General features: G+C 70.0%; 18 protein-coding genes and 2 pseudogenes. 10 read left to right on the top strand and 10 right to left on the bottom strand.

What is annotated here, in order from left to right:
- Positions 1 to 92 precede the first annotated feature (92 nt).
- Positions 93 to 836, top strand: a pseudogene (locus ACZ4N5_RS20730) (DUF6000 family protein); the annotation flags it as partial.
- A gap of 48 nt (positions 837 to 884) precedes the next feature.
- On the opposite strand, the gene ACZ4N5_RS20725 reads toward ACZ4N5_RS20730, so the two are convergent.
- On the bottom strand, positions 885 to 1,703 hold the full coding sequence (locus ACZ4N5_RS20725; protein ID WP_467758549.1) for a hypothetical protein: 819 nt from the start codon (positions 1,701 to 1,703) through the stop codon (positions 885 to 887).
- A 152-nt stretch (positions 1,704 to 1,855) separates the two neighbouring features.
- On the opposite strand from ACZ4N5_RS20725, the gene ACZ4N5_RS20720 reads away from it, so the two are divergent.
- Both ACZ4N5_RS20720 and ACZ4N5_RS20715 read left to right on the top strand, forming a co-directional pair.
- Positions 1,856 to 2,326: a hypothetical protein gene (locus ACZ4N5_RS20720; protein WP_467758519.1), complete on the top strand. Its 471-nt coding sequence runs from the start codon at positions 1,856 to 1,858 to the stop codon at positions 2,324 to 2,326.
- A gap of 157 nt (positions 2,327 to 2,483) precedes the next feature.
- A complete protein-coding gene (locus ACZ4N5_RS20715) occupies positions 2,484 to 2,939 on the top strand; it encodes a universal stress protein (RefSeq protein ID WP_467758518.1) in 456 nt (151 codons plus the stop codon).
- A gap of 39 nt (positions 2,940 to 2,978) precedes the next feature.
- On the opposite strand, the pseudogene ACZ4N5_RS20710 reads toward ACZ4N5_RS20715, so the two are convergent.
- Together ACZ4N5_RS20710 and ACZ4N5_RS20705 are read right to left on the bottom strand one after the other, a co-directional pair.
- A pseudogene (locus tag ACZ4N5_RS20710) lies at positions 2,979 to 3,387 on the bottom strand (glycoside hydrolase family 65 protein); the annotation flags it as partial.
- A 123-nt stretch (positions 3,388 to 3,510) separates the two neighbouring features.
- Positions 3,511 to 5,895, bottom strand: coding sequence for a phosphoketolase family protein (locus ACZ4N5_RS20705; protein WP_467758517.1), 2,385 nt, complete (start codon positions 5,893 to 5,895; stop codon positions 3,511 to 3,513).
- 86 nt (positions 5,896 to 5,981) lie between these two features.
- Here ACZ4N5_RS20705 and ppk2 point away from each other — a divergent pair, with 86 nt between their 5' ends.
- Positions 5,982 to 6,785 (top strand): polyphosphate kinase 2, encoded by an 804-nt coding sequence (gene ppk2, locus ACZ4N5_RS20700; protein ID WP_467758516.1) that lies wholly within the window; start codon positions 5,982 to 5,984, stop codon positions 6,783 to 6,785.
- Between the two features lie 5 nt (positions 6,786 to 6,790).
- Here ppk2 and ACZ4N5_RS20695 read toward each other — a convergent pair whose 3' ends face one another.
- The 5 genes from ACZ4N5_RS20695 to ACZ4N5_RS20675 form a co-directional block, all read right to left on the bottom strand.
- Positions 6,791 to 7,690: a universal stress protein gene (locus tag ACZ4N5_RS20695; protein WP_467758546.1), complete on the bottom strand. Its 900-nt coding sequence runs from the start codon at positions 7,688 to 7,690 to the stop codon at positions 6,791 to 6,793.
- Entirely contained in the window at positions 7,687 to 8,709 is a 1,023-nt protein-coding gene (locus ACZ4N5_RS20690; protein WP_467758515.1) for a zinc-dependent alcohol dehydrogenase, read from the bottom strand. The genes ACZ4N5_RS20695 and ACZ4N5_RS20690 overlap by 4 nt, the downstream gene beginning before the upstream one ends.
- Positions 8,710 to 8,769: 60 nt before the next feature.
- Positions 8,770 to 9,675: a universal stress protein gene (locus ACZ4N5_RS20685; protein ID WP_467758514.1), complete on the bottom strand. Its 906-nt coding sequence runs from the start codon at positions 9,673 to 9,675 to the stop codon at positions 8,770 to 8,772.
- A 179-nt stretch (positions 9,676 to 9,854) separates the two neighbouring features.
- Positions 9,855 to 10,478 carry a hypothetical protein gene (locus ACZ4N5_RS20680; RefSeq protein WP_467758545.1) on the bottom strand — a complete coding sequence of 208 codons (624 nt, stop codon included), beginning with the start codon at positions 10,476 to 10,478 and terminating at the stop codon, positions 9,855 to 9,857.
- Between the two features lie 237 nt (positions 10,479 to 10,715).
- Entirely contained in the window at positions 10,716 to 11,162 is a 447-nt protein-coding gene (locus tag ACZ4N5_RS20675) for a MarR family winged helix-turn-helix transcriptional regulator (RefSeq protein WP_467758513.1), read from the bottom strand.
- A 78-nt stretch (positions 11,163 to 11,240) separates the two neighbouring features.
- Between ACZ4N5_RS20675 and ACZ4N5_RS20670 the strand changes: the two genes are divergently transcribed.
- The 6 genes from ACZ4N5_RS20670 to urtE all read left to right on the top strand — a co-directional run bounded on the left by ACZ4N5_RS20670 (position 11,241) and on the right by urtE (position 17,419).
- Positions 11,241 to 12,353, top strand: coding sequence for a substrate-binding domain-containing protein (locus tag ACZ4N5_RS20670; protein WP_467758512.1), 1,113 nt, complete (start codon positions 11,241 to 11,243; stop codon positions 12,351 to 12,353).
- A 247-nt stretch (positions 12,354 to 12,600) separates the two neighbouring features.
- Entirely contained in the window at positions 12,601 to 13,857 is a 1,257-nt protein-coding gene (gene urtA / locus ACZ4N5_RS20665; RefSeq protein WP_467758511.1) for an urea ABC transporter substrate-binding protein, read from the top strand.
- 61 nt (positions 13,858 to 13,918) lie between these two features.
- Positions 13,919 to 14,815, top strand: a complete 897-nt coding sequence (gene urtB / locus ACZ4N5_RS20660) for an urea ABC transporter permease subunit UrtB (protein ID WP_467758510.1) — start codon at positions 13,919 to 13,921, stop codon at positions 14,813 to 14,815.
- Positions 14,812 to 15,927, top strand: a complete 1,116-nt coding sequence (urtC, locus tag ACZ4N5_RS20655; RefSeq protein WP_467758509.1) for an urea ABC transporter permease subunit UrtC — start codon at positions 14,812 to 14,814, stop codon at positions 15,925 to 15,927. Before urtB ends, urtC begins: the two co-directional genes overlap by 4 nt.
- Entirely contained in the window at positions 15,924 to 16,727 is an 804-nt protein-coding gene (urtD, locus tag ACZ4N5_RS20650; RefSeq protein WP_467758508.1) for an urea ABC transporter ATP-binding protein UrtD, read from the top strand. The genes urtC and urtD overlap by 4 nt, the downstream gene beginning before the upstream one ends.
- Positions 16,727 to 17,419, top strand: coding sequence for an urea ABC transporter ATP-binding subunit UrtE (gene urtE / locus ACZ4N5_RS20645; RefSeq protein WP_467758507.1), 693 nt, complete (start codon positions 16,727 to 16,729; stop codon positions 17,417 to 17,419). Before urtD ends, urtE begins: the two co-directional genes overlap by 1 nt.
- A gap of 22 nt (positions 17,420 to 17,441) precedes the next feature.
- Here urtE and ACZ4N5_RS20640 read toward each other — a convergent pair whose 3' ends face one another.
- Positions 17,442 to 18,641: an RNA polymerase sigma factor gene (locus ACZ4N5_RS20640; protein WP_467758506.1), complete on the bottom strand. Its 1,200-nt coding sequence runs from the start codon at positions 18,639 to 18,641 to the stop codon at positions 17,442 to 17,444.
- The gene (locus ACZ4N5_RS20635) at positions 18,641 to 18,994 is read right to left on the bottom strand and encodes a YciI family protein (RefSeq protein ID WP_467758505.1); all 354 of its coding nucleotides are present in this window, start codon (positions 18,992 to 18,994) and stop codon (positions 18,641 to 18,643) included. The genes ACZ4N5_RS20640 and ACZ4N5_RS20635 overlap by 1 nt, the downstream gene beginning before the upstream one ends.
- Positions 18,995 to 19,074: the final 80 nt, after the last annotated feature.

Raw genomic sequence — 19,074 nt, 5'->3', positions numbered from 1 at the left:
CGTCCAAGGCCAAGGCGTACGCGGTCTCACGCGAACCCGACTCCTCACAATCGACGATCGGGGTAACGCTCCGCGACCGCTCCCCAAGATCTGTGCCAGAACCCAGAACTCGTGAACATCACCCGACCGTAGATCCGGGTGCCTCCCAAAGTCGCGAACAACCGACGTCCCACCTCGGGATCTGGATCAACTTCTCTGGAGCAGTAACGCTGCGTGCTGTCGAAACCCTGCTCACCCGACCTGGGTCCCCGGTGGCGTCCCACCCATCTCGGGGCCACCGCAGGCGTCGCCCCACGCCCTCAGCTACGTGCTCGTCGCGAGAGGATGGAGTGGTGATCCGCTACGACCCCGAGATACAGGTCCTGTACCGCCGCTATTGCCTCCCCGCGCGCCGCTACCTGAAGCTCGGCGGAGCGGTACTTCGCATGTCGCGCGAGGAGTACGAGCCTTTCGTTCATGCCCTGGCCGCTGATGCGAGGGCTGTTACCGACGCCGAGCTCACCATCCTCTTCGAAGGCAGCTGGCGCGAGCGTCGGACCGCGGCATGGCTCGCCGCCGTCTCGGGCCGTGACCACTTCCGCGAACGCCTGGGAGCGCTGCTGCTGGAGAGCGAGGTCTGCTGCGCGGGTGGGGCCTACTGTGTGGCGTTGGCGAGTTTCGGCACCGCAGGGGACGCCGACTTGCTCGCCGCTTACCTGGATCGGTACCTGCGTCGGCCTGACCTTGCCTACGACCAGCCGACAGCCATGGGCGCGCTGGCATACACCGACTCCGTCTTGCACAGCGACCGGGCCAGCCATTTCCTTCACGAGGGCGGCCTGTGGCGGCAGTGGTTCCAGAGTGCGCCCCACATGCACGGCGATGACGGCATCTCCAGGGCAGAGTCAGCCCGCGGCTTGAAGTCTTGCGACGGCCTTGGCCAATGTTTGGTTCAGCATCGTTCGATCGAACTTGACCGTGCTGGTCGATGCGATCAGCACGCCCTCGATCTCAACCACGTTGTCTCCGACCTGAACCACGGCCAGCACATTGTCGGAGGAGCCGACCGTGCTGCCCATGGACCACTCGATTCCTGCGCTCGCATCACCCAGTCCCGGAACGGTGAGGGGCCGGGGTTCGGTTGCCACGGTGCCGGTTGCCCGCCTGCTGTGGACGGTCTGGCATGTCGAGCCGGCGGTCGCCACATCGGACACGATCTTGGCAGCGACGCCTCGTGGGTAGCCGGCCACAATCTCGGATATCAAGGTCACACGATCGGACCTGATCAGGCCGATCCCGGCATAGGCATCGGCGGCGGGTGCCTTCTTCCCGTAACCGATCGCGTTGAGCAGCCGCGAACACGGTTGCGTGTCCGCGTCCAGGACGATTCCGAACGGGCCGTCGACGGGCGGCTGGTCGCTGATCGAACTGTGACGCTCGCTGTAGACACCACCGGGGTTGCTGCCCATGGCGTCGTCCGTCGTGAACGGGCCGTGCGGCGGATCCGTGGCGCGGAGCAGTCCCGCCTTGAGTCGAGCCAGGGGCAGCGACCGGATCGCCGACGTTGATGCAGGAGCGCCTGGCGGCGATGTCAGGGCGGTGGCGCTCGGCCTTCCCGATCCACTCTTGGTGCTGGTGGCCGATGGCGTCGACGAAGCACACGCCGTGAGGGTGCCTGCTAATGCCGCGGCCGCAGCGAACAGACTCAATTGTCTGCCGATCATGATTCCTCCCGAGGTACACCAGATCATTGATCGAGCCGCTGCTCGTGCCAAGCTTTATGGCGCAACCGTGATCAACCGGATTGGCGTGGCAGGGCCGTTCGGGAGTGCACGGGAGTCACAACGGGGGGCACCCGTGTGGCACGATCTTCGGCGTGGAGTGGGCGACTCTCGTAGGGACGGGTCTTGGGGCGGTGTTCGGGGTCGGGGCGACTCTGGCCGGCGAGCACCTGCGTTGGCGACGCACCGTCAGGGACAACAGGCTGCAGGAGCGCCGGACCATGTATGTGGACTGTCTGGTCGCCCTGCGCCGAGCGCACGAGGCCATGCGACTGGCCGCCGACGAGGACCATACGGACCCGCAGACTCGGGCGGCCAACATACGTCAGGCGTTCCAGACATCCGGATGCGACGAGGCACGGGAACGACTCATTTTGACGGCGGCCGCCGATGTGGCGGACGCCATCGATGCTTCGTACCTCTCGCTCCGTCGGGTCCGCGAGACGCTGGCCTCCGGCTCCACCGTGACGTCCGAGGAGTATCAGATCGTCAGGCAGGTTCACGGAGATGCGACTCGGGCGGCTCGTACGGTTCTCCGTCGGGATCTGACCACCTTGGAGGTCTGAGCGCTTGCTGTACCCGCAGCGAAGCGGTCGGACCTCACCGGTTGCTGTACCCGTAGCGAAGCAGGGTGCCGCAGTTGAGGGCACGGTTGAAGGCACCATGCAGCATGAGAGCCATATCGGTGTTGCTTCCCGTACGGACGACGAAGGGTGAACTGCCATGGCGCAGAAGATGGTTGACGGTCACGACCCCGGGCCCGAGGGGCTCCGGCCGGTGGTGCTCGGTATCGACGCCCGCCGTCCGTGCGATGCCGTCACCAGCTTCGCCTTCGAGGCCGCGGTGCGGCGCGGCGCGCCGCTGCACGCCGTCCACGCCTGGCGCCTCCCCGCTCCCGCCGGACCGTCGCTGCCGGTCGCACCGCCCGAGGAGGACCGGGGTGCCTGGGAGGACCAGGAGGTCCAGCTGCTGGCGGACGCGCTGCGGCCGTGGCGGGAGGAGTATCCGAGGGTGCGTGTCTACGAGGACGTCCGGCTCCAGAGCCCGGCGACCGCCCTCGTCCACGCCTCCGACTCGGCCGGGCTCCTGGTCCTCGGCCGCGGCGGTACGGCGCTCGGGCCCACGCTCAAGGCCGTACTGGGCCGCACCATGTGCCCGGTGACGGTGGTCCCGCACTGACAGCGCCGACCGTGGCCGTCGCCCGGTCACCCGTCACCCGTCACTCGTCACCTCCGTGCGCAGCAGCGCGAGGCGGGGATCGGCCTCGTGGACCAAGCGCGCTGACGCGGCGAGGCGCCGACCCTCCTACGCTACGAGGACGAGTAGCCGGCGGGACTCGGGGTGAGCCGGGGGTGAGCCGGGTCCCGATTGCGGTCCGCGCCCTGAGCGGCAGCCAGTGGGGGGAGGTTGACCATGTCCTCGTTCTCGACCCGGTGGCCGATCACCTCCGAGGTCAGTCGGTTGTAGCAGCCCACCCCATACGTGCCCGGGTGGTGGACGGGGTCCGCGGCGCACTCCGGGGCGGCGGCCCGGGTCGCGAAGTACCCGTTTCCGAGGGTGCACAGCGACTCGCGCAGGGCTTCTGCGCCGGTTCGTAGCCCTCGTACTCCCAGGTGCCGTCGCGCATGCCTGCATCCGGCGGTACGGGCAGCCGGCCGTCCCCCCGGCTGGGGGACGGCCGACCTCTCCCGTGGGCGTCAGCCGCGGGCGCGTACGGTCATGACCTGCGCTCCTTTGCGGTGCGGGGTCCTCAGCCGGTCCAGGTCCAGTCCGCGACCTCGGGGAGGTCGGTGCCGTGCTCGCGGATCCAGGTGTGGTGCCGGGAGCGGGCGTCGGCCATCTTCTGGCGGACGGCGGCCGCGCGGACGCCGAGGCCGGGGACGCGGTCGATGACGTCCATGACGAGGCGGAAGCGGTCCATGTCGTTGCGGACGACCATGTCGAAGGGGGTCGTGGTGGTGCCCATCTCCTTGTAGCCGCGCACATGGAGGTGCTGGTGGCCGGTGCGGCGGTAGGCGAGGCGGTGGATGAGCCAGGGATAGCCGTGGTACGCGAAGATCACCGGCTTGTCCGTGGTGAACAGCCCGTCGTACTCGAAGTCGTTCATCCCGTGCGGGTGTTCCTCGCGGGGCAGCAACCGGGTCATGTCGACGACGTTGACGACCCGGACGGCGAGCTCGGGCAGATGGCGGCGCAGCAGGTCGGCGGCGGCCAGGATCTCCTGGGTGGGTACGTCGCCGGCGCAGGCGAGGACGACGTCGGGGTCGCGGTCCCCGCCGGCCGATCCCGCCCAGTCCCAGATGCCGGCACCGCGGGCGCAGTGGGCGCGGGCCTGGTCCATGGACAGCCAGTCGAAGCAGGGCTGTTTGCCGGCGACGACGACGTTCACGTAGTCGCGGCTGCGCAGCACGTGGTCCGCCACGGAGAGCAGGGTGTTGGCGTCCGGCGGGAGGTAGACGCGCACGACCTCGGGGCTCTTGTTGAGGACGTGGTCGACGAAGCCGGGGTCCTGGTGGGAGAAGCCGTTGTGGTCCTGGCGCCATACATGCGAGGTGAGCAGGTAGTTGAGGGAGGCGATCGGGGCGCGCCAGGGCAGTTCGCGTGAGGTCCTCAGCCACTTGATGTGCTGGTTGACCATGGAGTCGACGATGTGCACGAACGCCTCGTAGCAGGAGAACAGACCGTGCCGGCCGGTGAGGGTGTAGCCCTCCAGCCAGCCCTGGCAGAGGTGTTCGGAGAGGATCTCCATGACGCGGCCGTGCCGGTCCAGGTGTTCGTCCACCGGCAGGGTCTGTGCCTGCCAGGCCTTGCCGCTGGCGTCGAAGACGGCGTCCAGGCGGTTGGAGGCCGTCTCGTCGGGGCCGACCAGCCGGAAGTCGCGGCGCTCCGAGGTCTCCCGCATGACGTGTTCGAGGAGGTCGCCCAGAACCCGGGTCGGCTCGTGCAGGGTGGCGCCCGGCTTGTCGACGGGGACGGCGAAGCGCTCCAGGGGCGGAAGCGGCAGATCGCGGACGAGGAGGCCTCCGTTGGCGTGCGGGGTGGCGCCGAGGCGCCGGGCGCCGTCGGGTACGCAGGCCAGTACGTCGGCCACCGGCCGTCCCTCGGCGTCGAAGAGCTCCTCGGGGCGGTACGAGCGCAGCCAGGTCTCCAACTGCCGCAGGTGTTCCGGGTTTTCGCGTACTGCGGCCAGCGGCACCTGGTGGGCTCGCCAGGTGCCTTCGACGGGCAGGCCGTCGACTACCGCGGGGCCGGTCCAGCCCTTCGGGGTGCGCAGCACGATCATGGGCCAGCGGGCCCGTTCGACCACGCCCTCCTCACGGGCGGTGCGCTGGATCAGCTCGATGCGGTCCAGGGCGTCGTCGAACGCGGCGGCCATGGCGCGGTGCACCTGCATGGGGTCGTCGCCGGTCACATGGATCGGGTCGTGGCCGTATCCCCGCAGCAGTTCGTCGAGTTCGGCCTCCGGGAGCCGGGAGAGCACCGTCGGGTTGGCGATCTTGTAGCCGTTGAGGTGCAGGATCGGCAGGACGGCGCCGTCGTGGACCGGGTCGAGGAACTTGTTGGAGTGCCAGGACGCGGCGAGCGGTCCCGTCTCCGCCTCGCCGTCGCCGATCACACAGGCGACGAGCAGCTCCGGGTTGTCGAAGGCGGCGCCGTAGGCGTGGGCGAGGGAGTAGCCGAGCTCGCCGCCCTCGTGGATGGAGCCGGGCGTCTCCGGAGCGACATGGCTGGGCACCCCGCCGGGGAAGGAGAACTGCCGGAACAGTTTCCCCATGCCTTCGGCGTCGCGGGACACGGTGGGATACGTCTGGCTGTAGGTGCCCTCCAGCCAGGAGTTCGCCAAAACGGCAGGGCCGCCGTGCCCAGGGCCCCATACGCACAGCGCGTCCTGGCCGCGCGCCTTGATGACGCGGTTGAGGTGGGTGTGGACCAGGTTGAGGCCGGGCGAGGTACCCCAGTGGCCGAGCAGCCGGGGCTTGATGTGCGAGGGGGTCAAGGGCTCGGTGAGCAGCGGGTTTGCGAGCAGATAGATCTGGCCCACGGCAAGGTAGTTGGCGGCCCGCCAATGGGCGTCCAGGGTGCGCAGTTCGTCGTCGGTCAGTACGGTGCTGTCCTGGTGTTCGACCTTGGGCATGGTGACTCCGTAAGTCATCGGGGTACGTCGGCGAGGCGGGTCATCGGAGCGCTTCGCGGGAGGCGTCACTGGGCGGAGGAGACGGCATGGCCGACAGGAAGACGGCGAAGGTGCCGCTTGCGGCGTACGAGCGGGAGCTGTTGCGTCTGCAGACGGAGCTGGTCAAGCTTCAGGAGTGGGTGCGCACCGAGGGCGCTCGTGTGGTGGTGGTCTTCGAGGGCCGGGACGCGGCGGGCAAGGGCGGCACGATCAAGCGGGTGGCGGAACATCTGAACCCGCGTGTCGCGCAGATCGTGGCGCTGCCCAAGCCGACCGAGCGCGAGCGCACCCAGTGGTACTTCCAGCGGTACGTGGAGCATCTGCCGGCGGCCGGGGAGATCGTGCTGTTCGACCGGAGCTGGTACAACCGCGCCGGGGTCGAGAAGGTCATGGGCTTCTGCACGCAGGAGGAGCACCAGCTCTTCCTGCGGCAGTGCCCGATCTTCGAGCGGATGCTGGTGGAGGAGGGTGTGCTGCTGCGCAAGTACTGGTTCTCGGTGAGCGACGCGGAGCAGCAGAAGCGGTTCCGGCGCCGGCTGAAGGACCCGACGCGGCGCTGGAAGCTCTCCCCCATGGACCTGGAGTCGATCACCCGCTGGGAGGCGTACTCCCGGGCGAAGGACGAGATGCTGGTGCACACGGACATCTCGGAAGCGCCGTGGTTCGTGGTCGAGAGCGATGACAAGCGGGCGGCCCGGCTGAACATGATCGCCCATCTGCTCTCCTCCGTTCCCTACCACGATGTGCCGCCGCCGGTGCTGGAACTGCCCGCCCGGCCGCCGTCGACCGGTTACATCCGCCCGGCGCGCGATCTGCAGACCTACGTCCCCGATCACGCGGCGAGCCTCTGAATCGCTCATACCCGCTGGGGTACGACGGCGACGGGGCAGGCCGCGTGGTGCAGGACGGCGTGGGCGACCCGGCCGAGCTGCATCCCGATGTGCCCGTGGCTGTCGTGCCGCTGGACCCCGACGACGAGCAGATCGGCCTCGGTGGAGGCGTCCAGCAGCACCGTACGGGCGGTCCCCTCGACGGTGCGCTGGCGCAACTCCACGGCCGGATACTCCTTGGCCGTGCCGCTCAGCGCCTTGTCCAACACCTCCACCGCCTGCTGTTCGTGCAACCGGGCGGGCTCGCCCGCCATCAGCGGGTGATCGGTCGACTCGTGGGCAGGCCAACGCCAGGCCCGTACGGCCTCCAGCGCGACCCCGCGTTCGGCCGCCTCCCGGAAGGCGAAGCCGACGGCGGCCGAGCCGTGCGAGGGGTCCCCGACCCCGAGGACGATCCGCCCGTACCGGCTGTCTCTGGCCTGGTTGTCGTGGCTGCCGCGCAGCACGATCACCGGGCAGTGGGCACGGGCGGCGACCGTGAGGCTCACCGACCCGAGGAGCCTTTCGGCGATACCGCTGCGGCCCCGCGATCCGAGCACCAGCGCGGTGGCGTTCAGGCCTTCCCGGAGCAGCGCGCCCACCGCGTCGTCGGGCACCACCTCGGTGGTGACCCGCACCGCGGCGTCGCGCCGCCGGGCGCGCTCGGCGGCGACCTCGACGACGGTGTCGGCCATGATCTGCTCGGAGGACCTGCCCAGCCCCTCGGCGAGGGCGGCTCCTTCGTAGCGTTCCCAGAGCGAGGCGTACACCAGACGCAGCGGCAGACCGCGTACGGCGGCCTCGTCCGTGGCCCAGTCCACGGCGCGCATACCGGGCTCGGACCCGTCGACGCCCACGACGAGGGGCAGCTCCTCCACCGCGGTCAGCTCCCTTCGGTGAAGTCGAAGACGATCCGGGCCTGGATCCGGCCGTGCAGCACGTCGTCGATGGACTCGTTGACGGAGGCGAGGGGCCGGGATTCGCGGATGACCCGGGTCCGGCCCGCGGCGTGCAGGTCGAAGACCTCGGCCAGATCCTGCCGGGTCCCGACGATGGAGCCGATCACGGAGATCCCGTTCAGCACGGTCTCGAAGATCGGGACCGGGATGGTGCCGTGCGCCGGCATCGCGACCAGGACGAGCTTCCCACCGCGCCGCAGTCCCTTGTACACCGCGGAGAAGGCGTCCTCGTTCACCGCGAGGGCGATCGCGGCGTGCGCGCCGCCGTGGCCCTTGAGGACCTCACCCGGGTCCTCCTTGCGGGCGTCGATCACGATGTCGGCGCCGAGTTCCGCGGCGAGTTCGAGTTTGTCGTCGGTGACGTCGATCGCCGCAACGGTCGCACCGGCGATCTTCGCGTACTGCAGGGCCAGGTGGCCGAGTCCGCCCACCCCGGAGATGGCGACCAGCTGGCTCGGCCGGACTCCGGCGACCTTCAGCGCCTTGTACGTGGTCACGCCGGCACAGGTGAGCGGGGCCGCGTCGAGCGGGGAGATCCCTTCGGGCACGGGCTGGGCGAAGTCGGCCCAGGCGAGCATCTTCTCCGCGTAGCCGCCGTCGCACCCGTAGCCGGTGTTGATCTGCTGCTCGCACAGCGTCTCCCAGCCGGAGAGGCAGTGCTCGCACCGTCCGCAGGCGCTGCCCAGCCAGGGCACGGCGACGCGCTGACCCACCATGAGATGGGTGACGCCGTCGCCCAGCGCCTCGACCAGGCCGACGCCCTCGTGTCCGGGGACGAACGGCGGGCTCGGCTTGACCGGCCAGTCGCCGTTGGCGGCGTGGATGTCGGTGTGGCAGAGCCCGGAGGCCTCCACCCGGATGCGGACCTGGCCGGGGCCGGGCTCGGGGTCCGGCCGCTCCTCGATGACCAGCGGCTCACCGAACGCTCGTACGACTGCTGCTTTCATGGATGTCTCTCCTTGCGCGATCGAGGCCTGATCAGCACGGCCGCGGGCGGCCCGTGGTGATCAGGGGTGCGGTACGACGGCGACGGGGGCGGTGGAGTGGTGGAGCACGGCGTGGGTGACGGGCCCGAGGTGGGCACCGAGCGCGGCGCGGCGGACGCGGCGGCCCACGACGACGAGCGAGGCCTCGCGGGAGGCGTCGACGAGGTGGTTGGCCGGCTTTCCGGACAGGGAGTCCTCGATGATCTCCACGGCCGGGAACTTCTCCCGCCACGGGCGCAGCGCGTCCGTCATGGAAGCGGCGTCCTGGGCGGCCAGTCGGGCGTTCATCTTCAGGTCCGGGGGCAGCCCGTACGCGATGTAGGGCGGCTCGTTCCAGGAGTGCACGACCCGCAGCGCCGTGGCGCGCAGCAGGGCCGCCTCGAAGGCGAAGCCGATCAGCGCGTCGTCCGGGCCGCTGGTGTCGAGCCCGAGCACGACGGGGTGGAAGGGCGCGAGGGCGGACGGGATGCCCGCCGGATCCATCAGGTGCTCGTCCGCGGCCTGTTCACCGGCGCGTACGAACACGACGGGACGCCCGGCGTGCGCCGCGACGGACATACCGACGGAGCCGACCATGAAACCGCCCACGCCGCTGAGCCCACGGGTGCCCAGGACAAGAATTTCGGCGTCGTCCGCGGCCTTCAGCAGCACCTCGGCCGGCCGGCCGGTGAGCTGCTCGGCGGTGACGTCGACTCCCGGGTGGCGCGCCCGGATCCCCTCCGCCGCCTCGCGCGGGATCCGCTCGCTCCAGTGCTGATGGGTCTCGGCGCCGAGCAGCGGTGCCTGGACCATGGGGTCCGGGACCGCTTCCCATACGTTGACCAGCCTGACCGGCAGGGCGCGCAGCCGCGCCTCGCGGGCGGCCCAGTCGGCGGCGGCGAGGCTCTCGGGAGATCCGTCGAGGCCTACGGTGACAGTGCGGGGCATGATGTCCACCTCTTGAATCGGGGTGAATCGGAGGTCCGATCGGGGTCCGGTTCCAGCGTCGTATCGAAACGGTCGGTCGGGGCAGGGGCCGCAGGTCCCCGATGGGGGCCGATCGGCCCAACGCGGGCCGCGCGGCCGTGCGGCGGAACCCCGGAGGGGGTCCCGCCTCCTGTCCGGGGTCAGCGCAGCCAGCGGCGCGTGCGGACGACCGGGAGCCGGGCCCAGAGCCCGCCGACCCCCAGGGTGTCGCCCGCGGAGGCCAGTGCGAGGACGATCAGGACGGCGGCGTAGACGAGGTGGTAGTCGACGAACGGGTTGACCGACATGCTCGGCGAGCCGTCGGACAGGTGCCGGGCGGGCGGCCATTCGGCGACCCACATCAGCCCCATCATCACGGTGCCCGCCAGCGCGGAGATACGCAGCGCGATACCGCCGATCAGGGCCAGCCCGAGCCCGAGCAGGCCGGCCATGAACAGCCAGTCGACCCAGCCGGCGCCGGCCCAGGAGTGGAACGTCGACTCCATCGGCCCGGCCGCGACCCCGCCGAGGAAACCCTTGGTGGGCGAACCGCCGTCGATCCAGCCCTTCCCTGACGGGGTGGCATAGCCGAACCCGAACATCTTGTCGAGGAAGGCCCACAGGAAGACGAACCCGGTCAGCAGACGCAGACCCGCGAGGGCGTACGAGCCGACCGCCGTCGCCGAGGTGGCCGCGGCCTCGCCCGGCGCCTGTGCGGTCCGCGCCCCGCTCGGCGTCGGAAGGCGGAATCCTGTGCGCCGGTGGGAGTGCTCGTGCACGGCCATGGTGGTGATCCCTTCGAGGCTACCGAGGATGCCGGGCCGCTGCCCGACACGGATCACTCTCTCCTCGCGGCGCCCGCCGTGCCCGATGCCGAAGGGCCGTCCCTCCAGGGCTGAACGGCCCCATCCCGCAGGCCTGTTGGCCGACAGCCCGGCGCGCGGGCGGCGAGGTCCCGTCGGTGTGCGGCCTTGGCCGAGGCTGCCGCTCCCGGGCCGGACGTCCCCTGGCACGGCCCGGACTCAGACCGTGGACCGCTCGCCCGCCGTGCCAAGACTCTCCGCCAGTTGTCCGAGCAGTGACCGCAGCAGTTCGTCGTCCCCGTCGCTCAGCACCGGCCAGCGCGCGCGGACCTCGCGGTCCAGGCGCCGCCAGTACGTCCGGCCGCGCGGGGTGAGGTGGGCGAGGATGCGGCGCCGGTCGTGCGGATCGACGCGACGGTAGAGAAGGTTCTGGTCCACGAGGTGGTCGACGAGTTTGGTGAGCGTGGCCGGCGGGAGGAAGACCGCCTCGGCGATCGCGCTCATGGAGTGGCCCGCGTCGTCGGAGAGCAGCGCGAGCACCCGCCAGGCGTCGAGGGAACAGCCGTCCTCGTCCAGGACGGCCTGCAGCCGCCGCGCGGCCAGGCGCTCCGCCCGCGTGAGCAGCTGCATCAGATCCTGGGGCTGACGCGGCGATGGGGTCGGCATCGTGCTCCTCGCTCCCGGAGGGTGTACATGCTACGAGACGGATTGGAGTTCACCGGGAGGACCCGGAATCATGACGCCATGTTCCGGCCCGATTCGCCTGTGCCCGACTGGTTCACGGCAGACGACTCCGTGTTCGGCGTGGCCCTCGTCTTCCCCATGCAGGGACCGGCGGGCATCTTCGGGCCCACCTGCGAACTGTGCGCGCGACTGGCGGCGGAACAGGTCAACCGCGCGGGCGGGGTGCTCGGCAGGGAGCTGCGGCTGCTGCCCGTGGACGGGGGTGGCGCACCACGCGAAGTCGCCGACCACGTGGAGGCGTTGGTGGATCTGGGCGTCGTGCGGGGCGTCACGGGCTGGCACATCTCCTCGGTGCGCCAGGCACTCGCGCCGCGCGTCGCGCACCGGGTCCCCTACGTCTACACCGCGCTGTACGAAGGCGGCGAACACACCGCGGGCGTCTTCCTCACCAGCGAGACCCCGCGCGACCAACTGCGCCCGGCCATGGGTCTGCTGGCGCACGAACGGGGGTTACGCCGCTGGTTCGTGGTGGGCAACGACTATGTGTGGCCGCGCCGTACGGCCCGAGCCGCGCACGCGTACGCACGCGAGTCCGGCGGCAGCGTCCAAGGGGAGGTCTATCTGCCTCTGGGGACCCATGACTTCGAGGCGGTGCTGCGCCGGATCGAGCGCACGGAGGCGGACGGGGTCATCATGCTGCTCGTCGGCAGTGACGCGGTGCGCTTCAACCGGGCGTTCGCTGCGGCCGGGCTCGACACCCGCTGCCTTCGGCTGAGCACCCTGATGGACGAGAACATGCTGCTGGCCAGCGGCCCTTCGGCCACCGTGGACCTCTACAGCACGGCCGGGTTCTTCGCCTCCCTCGCCAACCAGGACACGCTCGACTTCCATGGCCTGTACGCCGGGCGGTTCGGGATCGAGGCGCCGGCCCTCGGCAGTCTCGGCGAGTCCTGTTACGAGGGCGTGCTGTTGCTCGCCGCGCTCGTCGGCCGGGCCAGGACCCTCGACGTGTCCGCGATCGGGGCGGCGGCCGAGACCGTGTCGTACGAGGGGCCCCGGGGGCTGCTGCATCTGCGCGGCGGCCATGTGCGCCAACGCATCTACCTGGCCCGGGCGGAGGGACTGGACTTCGACGTGGTCGCCGAGCTCGACCTTCACGAACCCGGCTCTTGACATCGACTCGTCGACGCCAAGATACTTCCCGCAGGAAGTAATCGGAATGCCTCGGGCGTGTCATGAATTCGGATGCCGAATTCCGCCCCGGGCATTTTTTGTTGCCCTGCCGAGCGCCCCCGAACGCTTCATGAGAGCGGGAAGATACGGCCGGGAAAGTACCGCGAAACACCATGGAAACAGGGCGACTTGAGGCTGTGGACCGCACTTCAGGAGGTTGTCTCCTCCACAGCCCGAGGGGGTTCTATTGTCCAGCGGTTTCCGAATTCTGCGACGCCGGACGGCAGCCGGTGCCGTCGCGCTGGCGGCCGTCGTCGCGCTCTCCGCATGCGGCGCCAAGACCGACGCGGGCGGTACGTCCGACAAGGCCGCGAAGGCGGACGTGAGCGGCGACACCGTCAAGGTGGGCCTGCTCAACTCGCTGTCGGGCACGATGGCGATCAGCGAGGTGACCGTACGCGACTCGCTGAAACTGGCCATCGACGAGATCAACGCCTCGGGTGGGGTGCTCGGCAAGCAGATCAAACCGATCAGCGAGGACGGTGCCTCCGACTGGCCGACGTTCGCCGAGAAGGCGAGCAAGCTGATCCGGGAGGACCGGGTCGCGGCCACCTTCGGCTGCTGGACCTCCGCGAGCCGCAAGGCCGTCAAGCCGGTCTTCGAGAAGAACAAGTCCCTGCTCTTCTATCCCGTGCAGTACGAGGGGCTCGAGCAGTCCCCGTACATCTTCTACACCGGAGCCACCACCAACCAGCAGATCGTCCCCGGCCTGGACTACCTCAAGTCCCAGGGCAAGAAGCGGATCTACCTGGTCGGCAGCGACTACGTCTTCCCGCGCACCGCCAACAAGGAGATCAAGGCGTACGCGAAGGCCAACGGCATGACGGTGCTCGGCGAGGACTACGCGCCGCTCGGCTCCACGGAGTTCAGCACGATCGCCAACAAGGTGAAGGCCTCGAAGGCGGACGCGGTCTTCAACACCCTCAACGGCGACTCCAACGTGGCCTTCTTCAAGGAGTACAAGTCCGCCGGACTCACTGCCAAGAGCATGCCGGTGGTCTCGGTGTCGATCGCCGAGGAGGAGGTCAAGTCCATCGGGGCGCAGTACCTGGCAGGCCAGTTGACGGCCTGGAACTACTACCAGACCACCCCGGGGGCCGCGAACACCAAGTTCGTGAAGGCCTACAAGGCCAAGTACGGCCAGGACAAGCCGACCAGTGACCCGATGGAGGCCGCGTACACCTCGGTCTACCTGTGGAAGGCGATGGTCGAGAAGGCGAAGTCGTTCGACCCCGAGAAGGTCAAGGCCGCGTCCGACGGCATCACTTTCGACGCGCCTGAGGGCAAGGTCACGGTGGACGGCGCGACCCAGCACATCTACAAGACCGCCCGCATCGGCAGGATCGGCTCCGACGGGCTGATCAAGCAGGTCTGGGACTCCGGCAAGCCGATCAAGCCGGACCCCTACCTGAAGGGTTACGACTGGGCCTCCGGCCTCTCCTGACCACCCGTCGCGCGGGGCCTGTGCGCACAGGCCCCGCGTCCCCACTCCCCGGAGCCGCCGTATGACCGTGATCCTCGGGCAGTTGTTCACCGGCGTCAGCATCGGTGCCGTCCTGCTCCTCATCGCGCTCGGCCTCTCGCTCACCTTCGGCCAGATGAATGTCATCAACATGGCCCACGGCGAGTTCATCATGGCCGGCGCCTACACCACGTACGTGCTGCAGAAGTCCATTTCCGGCGCAGGAATTTCACTGATCGTCGCACTGCCCGTCGCATTTCTTGTGTCGGGGGCGCTCGGCGCGCTGCTGGAATGGCTGCTGATTCGCCGCCTCTATCTCCGCCCCCTCGACACCCTTCTTGTCACGTGGGGTGTCTCGCTGATGCTTCAGCAACTCGCCCGTGACATTTTCGGTGCCCCGAATGTGCAGACCCGCGCGCCCGATGTCCTCACCGGGAACATCACGGTCATAGGCGGCGACGACCCGCTCACCTTCGCCAACAGCCGACTGTTCATCCTGGGGCTGGCGGTCGCCGCGGTCGTGGCGCTGTCCCTGACCCTGCGGCTGACCCCGCTCGGGCGGCGGATCCGCGCGGTGGTGCAGAACCGGGACCTGGCGGAGGTGTCCGGCATCTCCACCGGGCGTGTGGACCGCACCGCCTTCTTCATCGGCTCCGGACTCGCCGGGGTCGCCGGGGTCGCGCTGACCCTGGTCGGTCCGATCGGGCCGACGATGGGCACCAACGTCATCATCGACGCCTTCCTGGTGATCGTGGTCGGCGGCATCGGGCAGCTCAAGGGCAGCGTAATCGTCGCCTTCGTGCTGGGCGCGCTGCAGTCGGTCCTGGAGTACTCGACCACCGTCAGTGTCGCGAAGGTGCTGGTCCTGGTGGCCATCGTCGCATTCCTCCAGTGGCGGCCGCAGGGCCTGTACACGCTGCGCACGAGGAGCCTCGTATGACCACCACCACTCCCCTGGCTCCGAAGCCGAGGCAACTGCCGGGCGGGCGGAACCGGTTCGCCGCGACTCGCCCCGCTGCCGGCTTCGTCGCGGCCGCCCTCGTCCTCTTCGCCGTCGCCCCGCTCGCCCTGTCCGACTTCCGGCTCGGGCTGCTCGCCAAGTACCTGTGCACAGCCATGGTCGCGGTCGGCATCTGTCTGGCCTGGGGGCGCGGCGGTCTACTGACACTCGGCCAAGGGGTGTTCTTCGGGCTGGGCGGTTACGCCATGGCCATTCACCTGAAGATCGCGGACGCCGGACCCGGCAACCTCCCCGACTTCATGCAGCTGTACGGAACCGCCACCGAACTCCCCTGGTGGTGGCGGCCGTTCGCGAATCCTGTGTTCGCGATCGCCGCGACCGTCCTGCTGCCGATGGCCGTCGCCGCGATCCTCGGTTCGTTCATCTTCCGGCGCCGGGTCAAGGGCGCCTACTTCGCGATCCTCAGCCAGGCGCTCGCCGCGGCCTTCGCGATCTGGCTGGTCGGCCAGCAGGAAACGACCGGCGGCACCAACGGGCTGACCGACATCCAGGGCTTCTTCGGCTACGACCTGAACGACCCGGTCAATCAGCGGATGGTGTACTTCGTCATCGCCGCGGCACTGCTCCTGCTGATCGCGCTCGCCCGTCAGCTGATGCACAGCCGCTACGGCGAACTCCTCGTCGCCGTCCGGGACTCGGAGGAGCGGGTGCGGTTCCTCGGCTACGACCCCGCGAACGTCAAGCTCGTGGCGTACGTCGTCGCGGCGGGCATGGCAGGACTCGCGGGTGCGCTGTTCGTGCCCGCCGTCGGCATCATCTCCCCCGCTCTGGTCGGCATCGTGCCGTCCATCGAACTCGTCATCGGCGCCGCGGTCGGCGGCCGGGCGAGCCTGACGGGCGCGGTGCTCGGCGCGATCGGCGTCGCCTGGGCCAGGACGGCCCTGTCCGAGGAGTTCCCCGCGGCCTGGACGTACTTCCAGGGGCTGTTGTTCATCGTCGCCCTGGCGTTCCTGCCGGGCGGTCTCGCCTCGTTGGCCGCGATCGTCAGGCGGCGCCGGGCGAGTCAGGGACTCGCTGGAGACACAGCATGACGGAATTCACGGACAGCACGCCCGCAGGGCTCGAAATTCGGGAACTGCGGGTGACCTTCGACGGTTTCACCGCCGTCGACCGGGTGGACCTCGATGTGCGGCCGGGGGATCTGCGTTTCCTCATCGGGCCGAACGGCGCGGGCAAGACGACCCTGGTCGACGCGGTGACCGGACTGGTCCGGGCGACGGGATCGGTGCGCTTCGCGGGTGCCGACATCCTCGGCCGCAGTGTGCACCGGATCGCCCGCTCGGGGATCGGCCGCACCTTTCAGACCGCCGCCGTCTTCGAGGAATTGACGGTCCTTCAGAACCTGGACATCGCGGCGGGTGCCGGCCGGGGCCCGCTGACGATGCTGCGGCGCCGCAAGGGCGTGCCCGAGTCCGTGGCGCGTGCGCTGGAGACGGTGGGCCTGACCGACCTGGCCGACAACCCGGCCGGAACGCTCGCGCACGGCCAGAAGCAGTGGCTGGAGATCGGCATGCTGCTCGTGCGGGACGTCCGGCTGCTGCTGCTCGACGAGCCGGTCGCGGGCATGAGCCATGACGAACGGCAGGCCACCGGCGAGCTGTTGGAGCGCATCAGCGGGGAGCGGACCGTCGTCGTCATCGAGCACGACATGGATTTCATGCGGTCCTTCGCCCGCAGCGTCAGCGTGCTGCACGCGGGCCGGGTCCTGAGCGAGGGAACGGTGGCCGAGGTGCAGGCCGATCCGAGGGTCCAGGAGGTGTATCTCGGGCACACCCACACAGAGGACACCACGGCGGCCGTGCCCGGACCGACCGCCGTACAGGAGGCGTGATGCTGGAGATCGACACCATCCATGTCGGGTACCACCGCAGTCGCGTGCTGCACGGCGTCTCCATCGACGTGCCGAGAAACGGGGTGGCGGCGGTGCTCGGGCACAACGGAGCGGGCAAGAGCACCCTCCTGCGGGCGGCTGTCGGACTGCTCGGCCCGCAGAGCGGATCCGTCCGCCTCGACGGGGAGGACATCACCCGCCGCAAACCCCACGAACGGGTGGCCCGCGGTATGGCGTACGTCCCGCAGGGCCAGCAGGTCTTCCCGCACCTGACCACCGCCGAGAATCTCCGGCTGGTCGCGGACGGACGGCGGCGCGGCAAGGAGGCGATCGCCGAGGCGCTGGACGTGTTCCCGGCGCTGCGCGCCCTGTCGGGCCGCCGCGCGGGTCTCCTCTCGGGCGGTCAGCGCCAGCAACTGGCCATCGCCCGGGCTCTGGTGACGGAGCCTCGGGTTCTGCTCCTCGACGAGCCGACCGAGGGCATCCAGCCCTCCGTGGTCACCGAGATCGAGGAGACGATTCTCGCCCTGGCGGCCCGGGGCGGTCTGTCGGTGCTCCTGGTCGAGCAGCACGTCGGCTTCGCGATGCGGGCCGCGCAGCGCTACTACGTCCTGGAGGCGGGCCGGGTCACGTCGTCCGGCGAGGGCGGCCGGGACGCCGAACGGACGGTGCGGGAAGCGCTCAGCGTGTGATCCTCCGTGATCCTCCGCGCGGTCAGCTCCCCGCCAGGGCCGCTCTGGTCCGTTCGAGGTGGGCGCGTTCCGGTGCGCTGCCGGTCAGGGTGATGGCCGCGTCGTACGCCCGTAGTGCCTCGGCGTGCCGTCCGAGCCGGCGCAGCAGATCCGCCCGCACGGCGTGGAAGGCGTGGTAACCGTCCAGGTCGAGCTGCTCGACGAGGGCGAGAGCGGTCTCCGGTCCCTCGACCTCGGCCACGGCGACGGCGCGGTTGAGGGCCACGACCGGGCTGGGGGCGAGCTCCATGAACTGGTCGTACAGCTGGAGGATCTGGCCCCAGTCCGTGGCGGCCGCGGTCGGCGCGTCGCTGTGGACGGCGTTGATCGCGGCCTGGATCTGGTACGGCCCCGGCCGGTTGCGGCGCAGACAGCGTCGTACGAAGGCCTGGCCCTCGGTGATCAGGTCCCGGTCCCACCGCGTACGGTCCTGGTCGGCGAGGAGGACCAGGTCACCGTCCGCCGTCGCGCGGGCCGGCCGGCGGGCCTCGATGAGCAGCATCAGCGCGAGCAGGCCGAGCGCCTCGGGCTCGTCCGGCATGAGCTCGACGAGGAGGCGGCCGAGACGCAGGGCCTCGGCGCAGAGGTCCTCGCGGCCGCCGTAGCCCTCGTTGAAGACGAGATAGACGACGGCCAGCACACCCCTGAGGCGGTCCGGGAGGTCCGCGTCGCGCGGGATGCGGTAGGGAATGCCCGCGTCGCGGATCTTGGCCTTGGCGCGGACGATCCGCTGGGCCATGGTGGTTTCGGGGACGAGGAAGGCACGCGCGATCTGCGGGGTGGTCAGGCCGCCGAGGAGCCGTAGCGTGAGGGCGACCTGGGCCTGGGGGGCGAGCGCGGGGTGGCAGCAGGTGAAGATCAGACGGAGCCGGTCGTCGCGCACGGGGCCCTCCTCCACGGGTTCGTCCGGGGCGTGCAGCCGGACCGCTTCGGCGTGCCGGGCCGCGCGGGTGGACTCGCGGCGCAGCCGGTCGACGGCACGGTTGCGGGCTGTGGTGATGATCCAGCCGGCCGGGCTCGGCGGTATGCCGGTCTCCGGCCACTTCGCCACGGCCGTCATGAACGCGTCCTGGACCGCTTCCTCGGCGAGGTCGATATCGCCCAGGAAGCGGATCAGGACGGCGACCGCCCGGCCGTACTCGGCGCGGAAGACGGCCTCGATCTCGGCGGCGCCGACGGCCATCAGTCCTCCGTCTCGTGCATGAACGGGCGTACCTCGATGGGCAGCGTGGTCGCCAGCGCCGCCTTCCGCGCCCACATCAGCGCCGCGTCGAGGTCGGGCGCCTTGATCAGACAGATCCCGCCCAGAAACTCCTTGCTCTCCGTGTACGGCCCGTCGGTGACCAGGACGTCACCGTCGCGGGCCCGCAGCACGGTCGCCGTGTCCGGCCCGTGCAGTCCGCCGGCGAACACCCAGGCACCGGCCTCGCGCAGCTCCTCGTGGAACACGTCCACGTTGTGCATGATCTTTTCCAGGACCTCGGGTGCGGGCCGCTCGCCCTGCGGCTGCATCACGCTCAGCAGGTAGTACTTCATGATGTGTCCTCCTCGGATGTCTCTCACTCGGCGTCTCACTGACTACACGAACGAGAACGCGCCGGATCGACACACGCCAC

It is taken from the genome of Streptomyces sp. NPDC026500, assembly GCF_055567635.1.
Note: the sequence above shows the minus strand (reverse complement) of the source record. Positions and strands in the feature narration are given on the sequence as shown.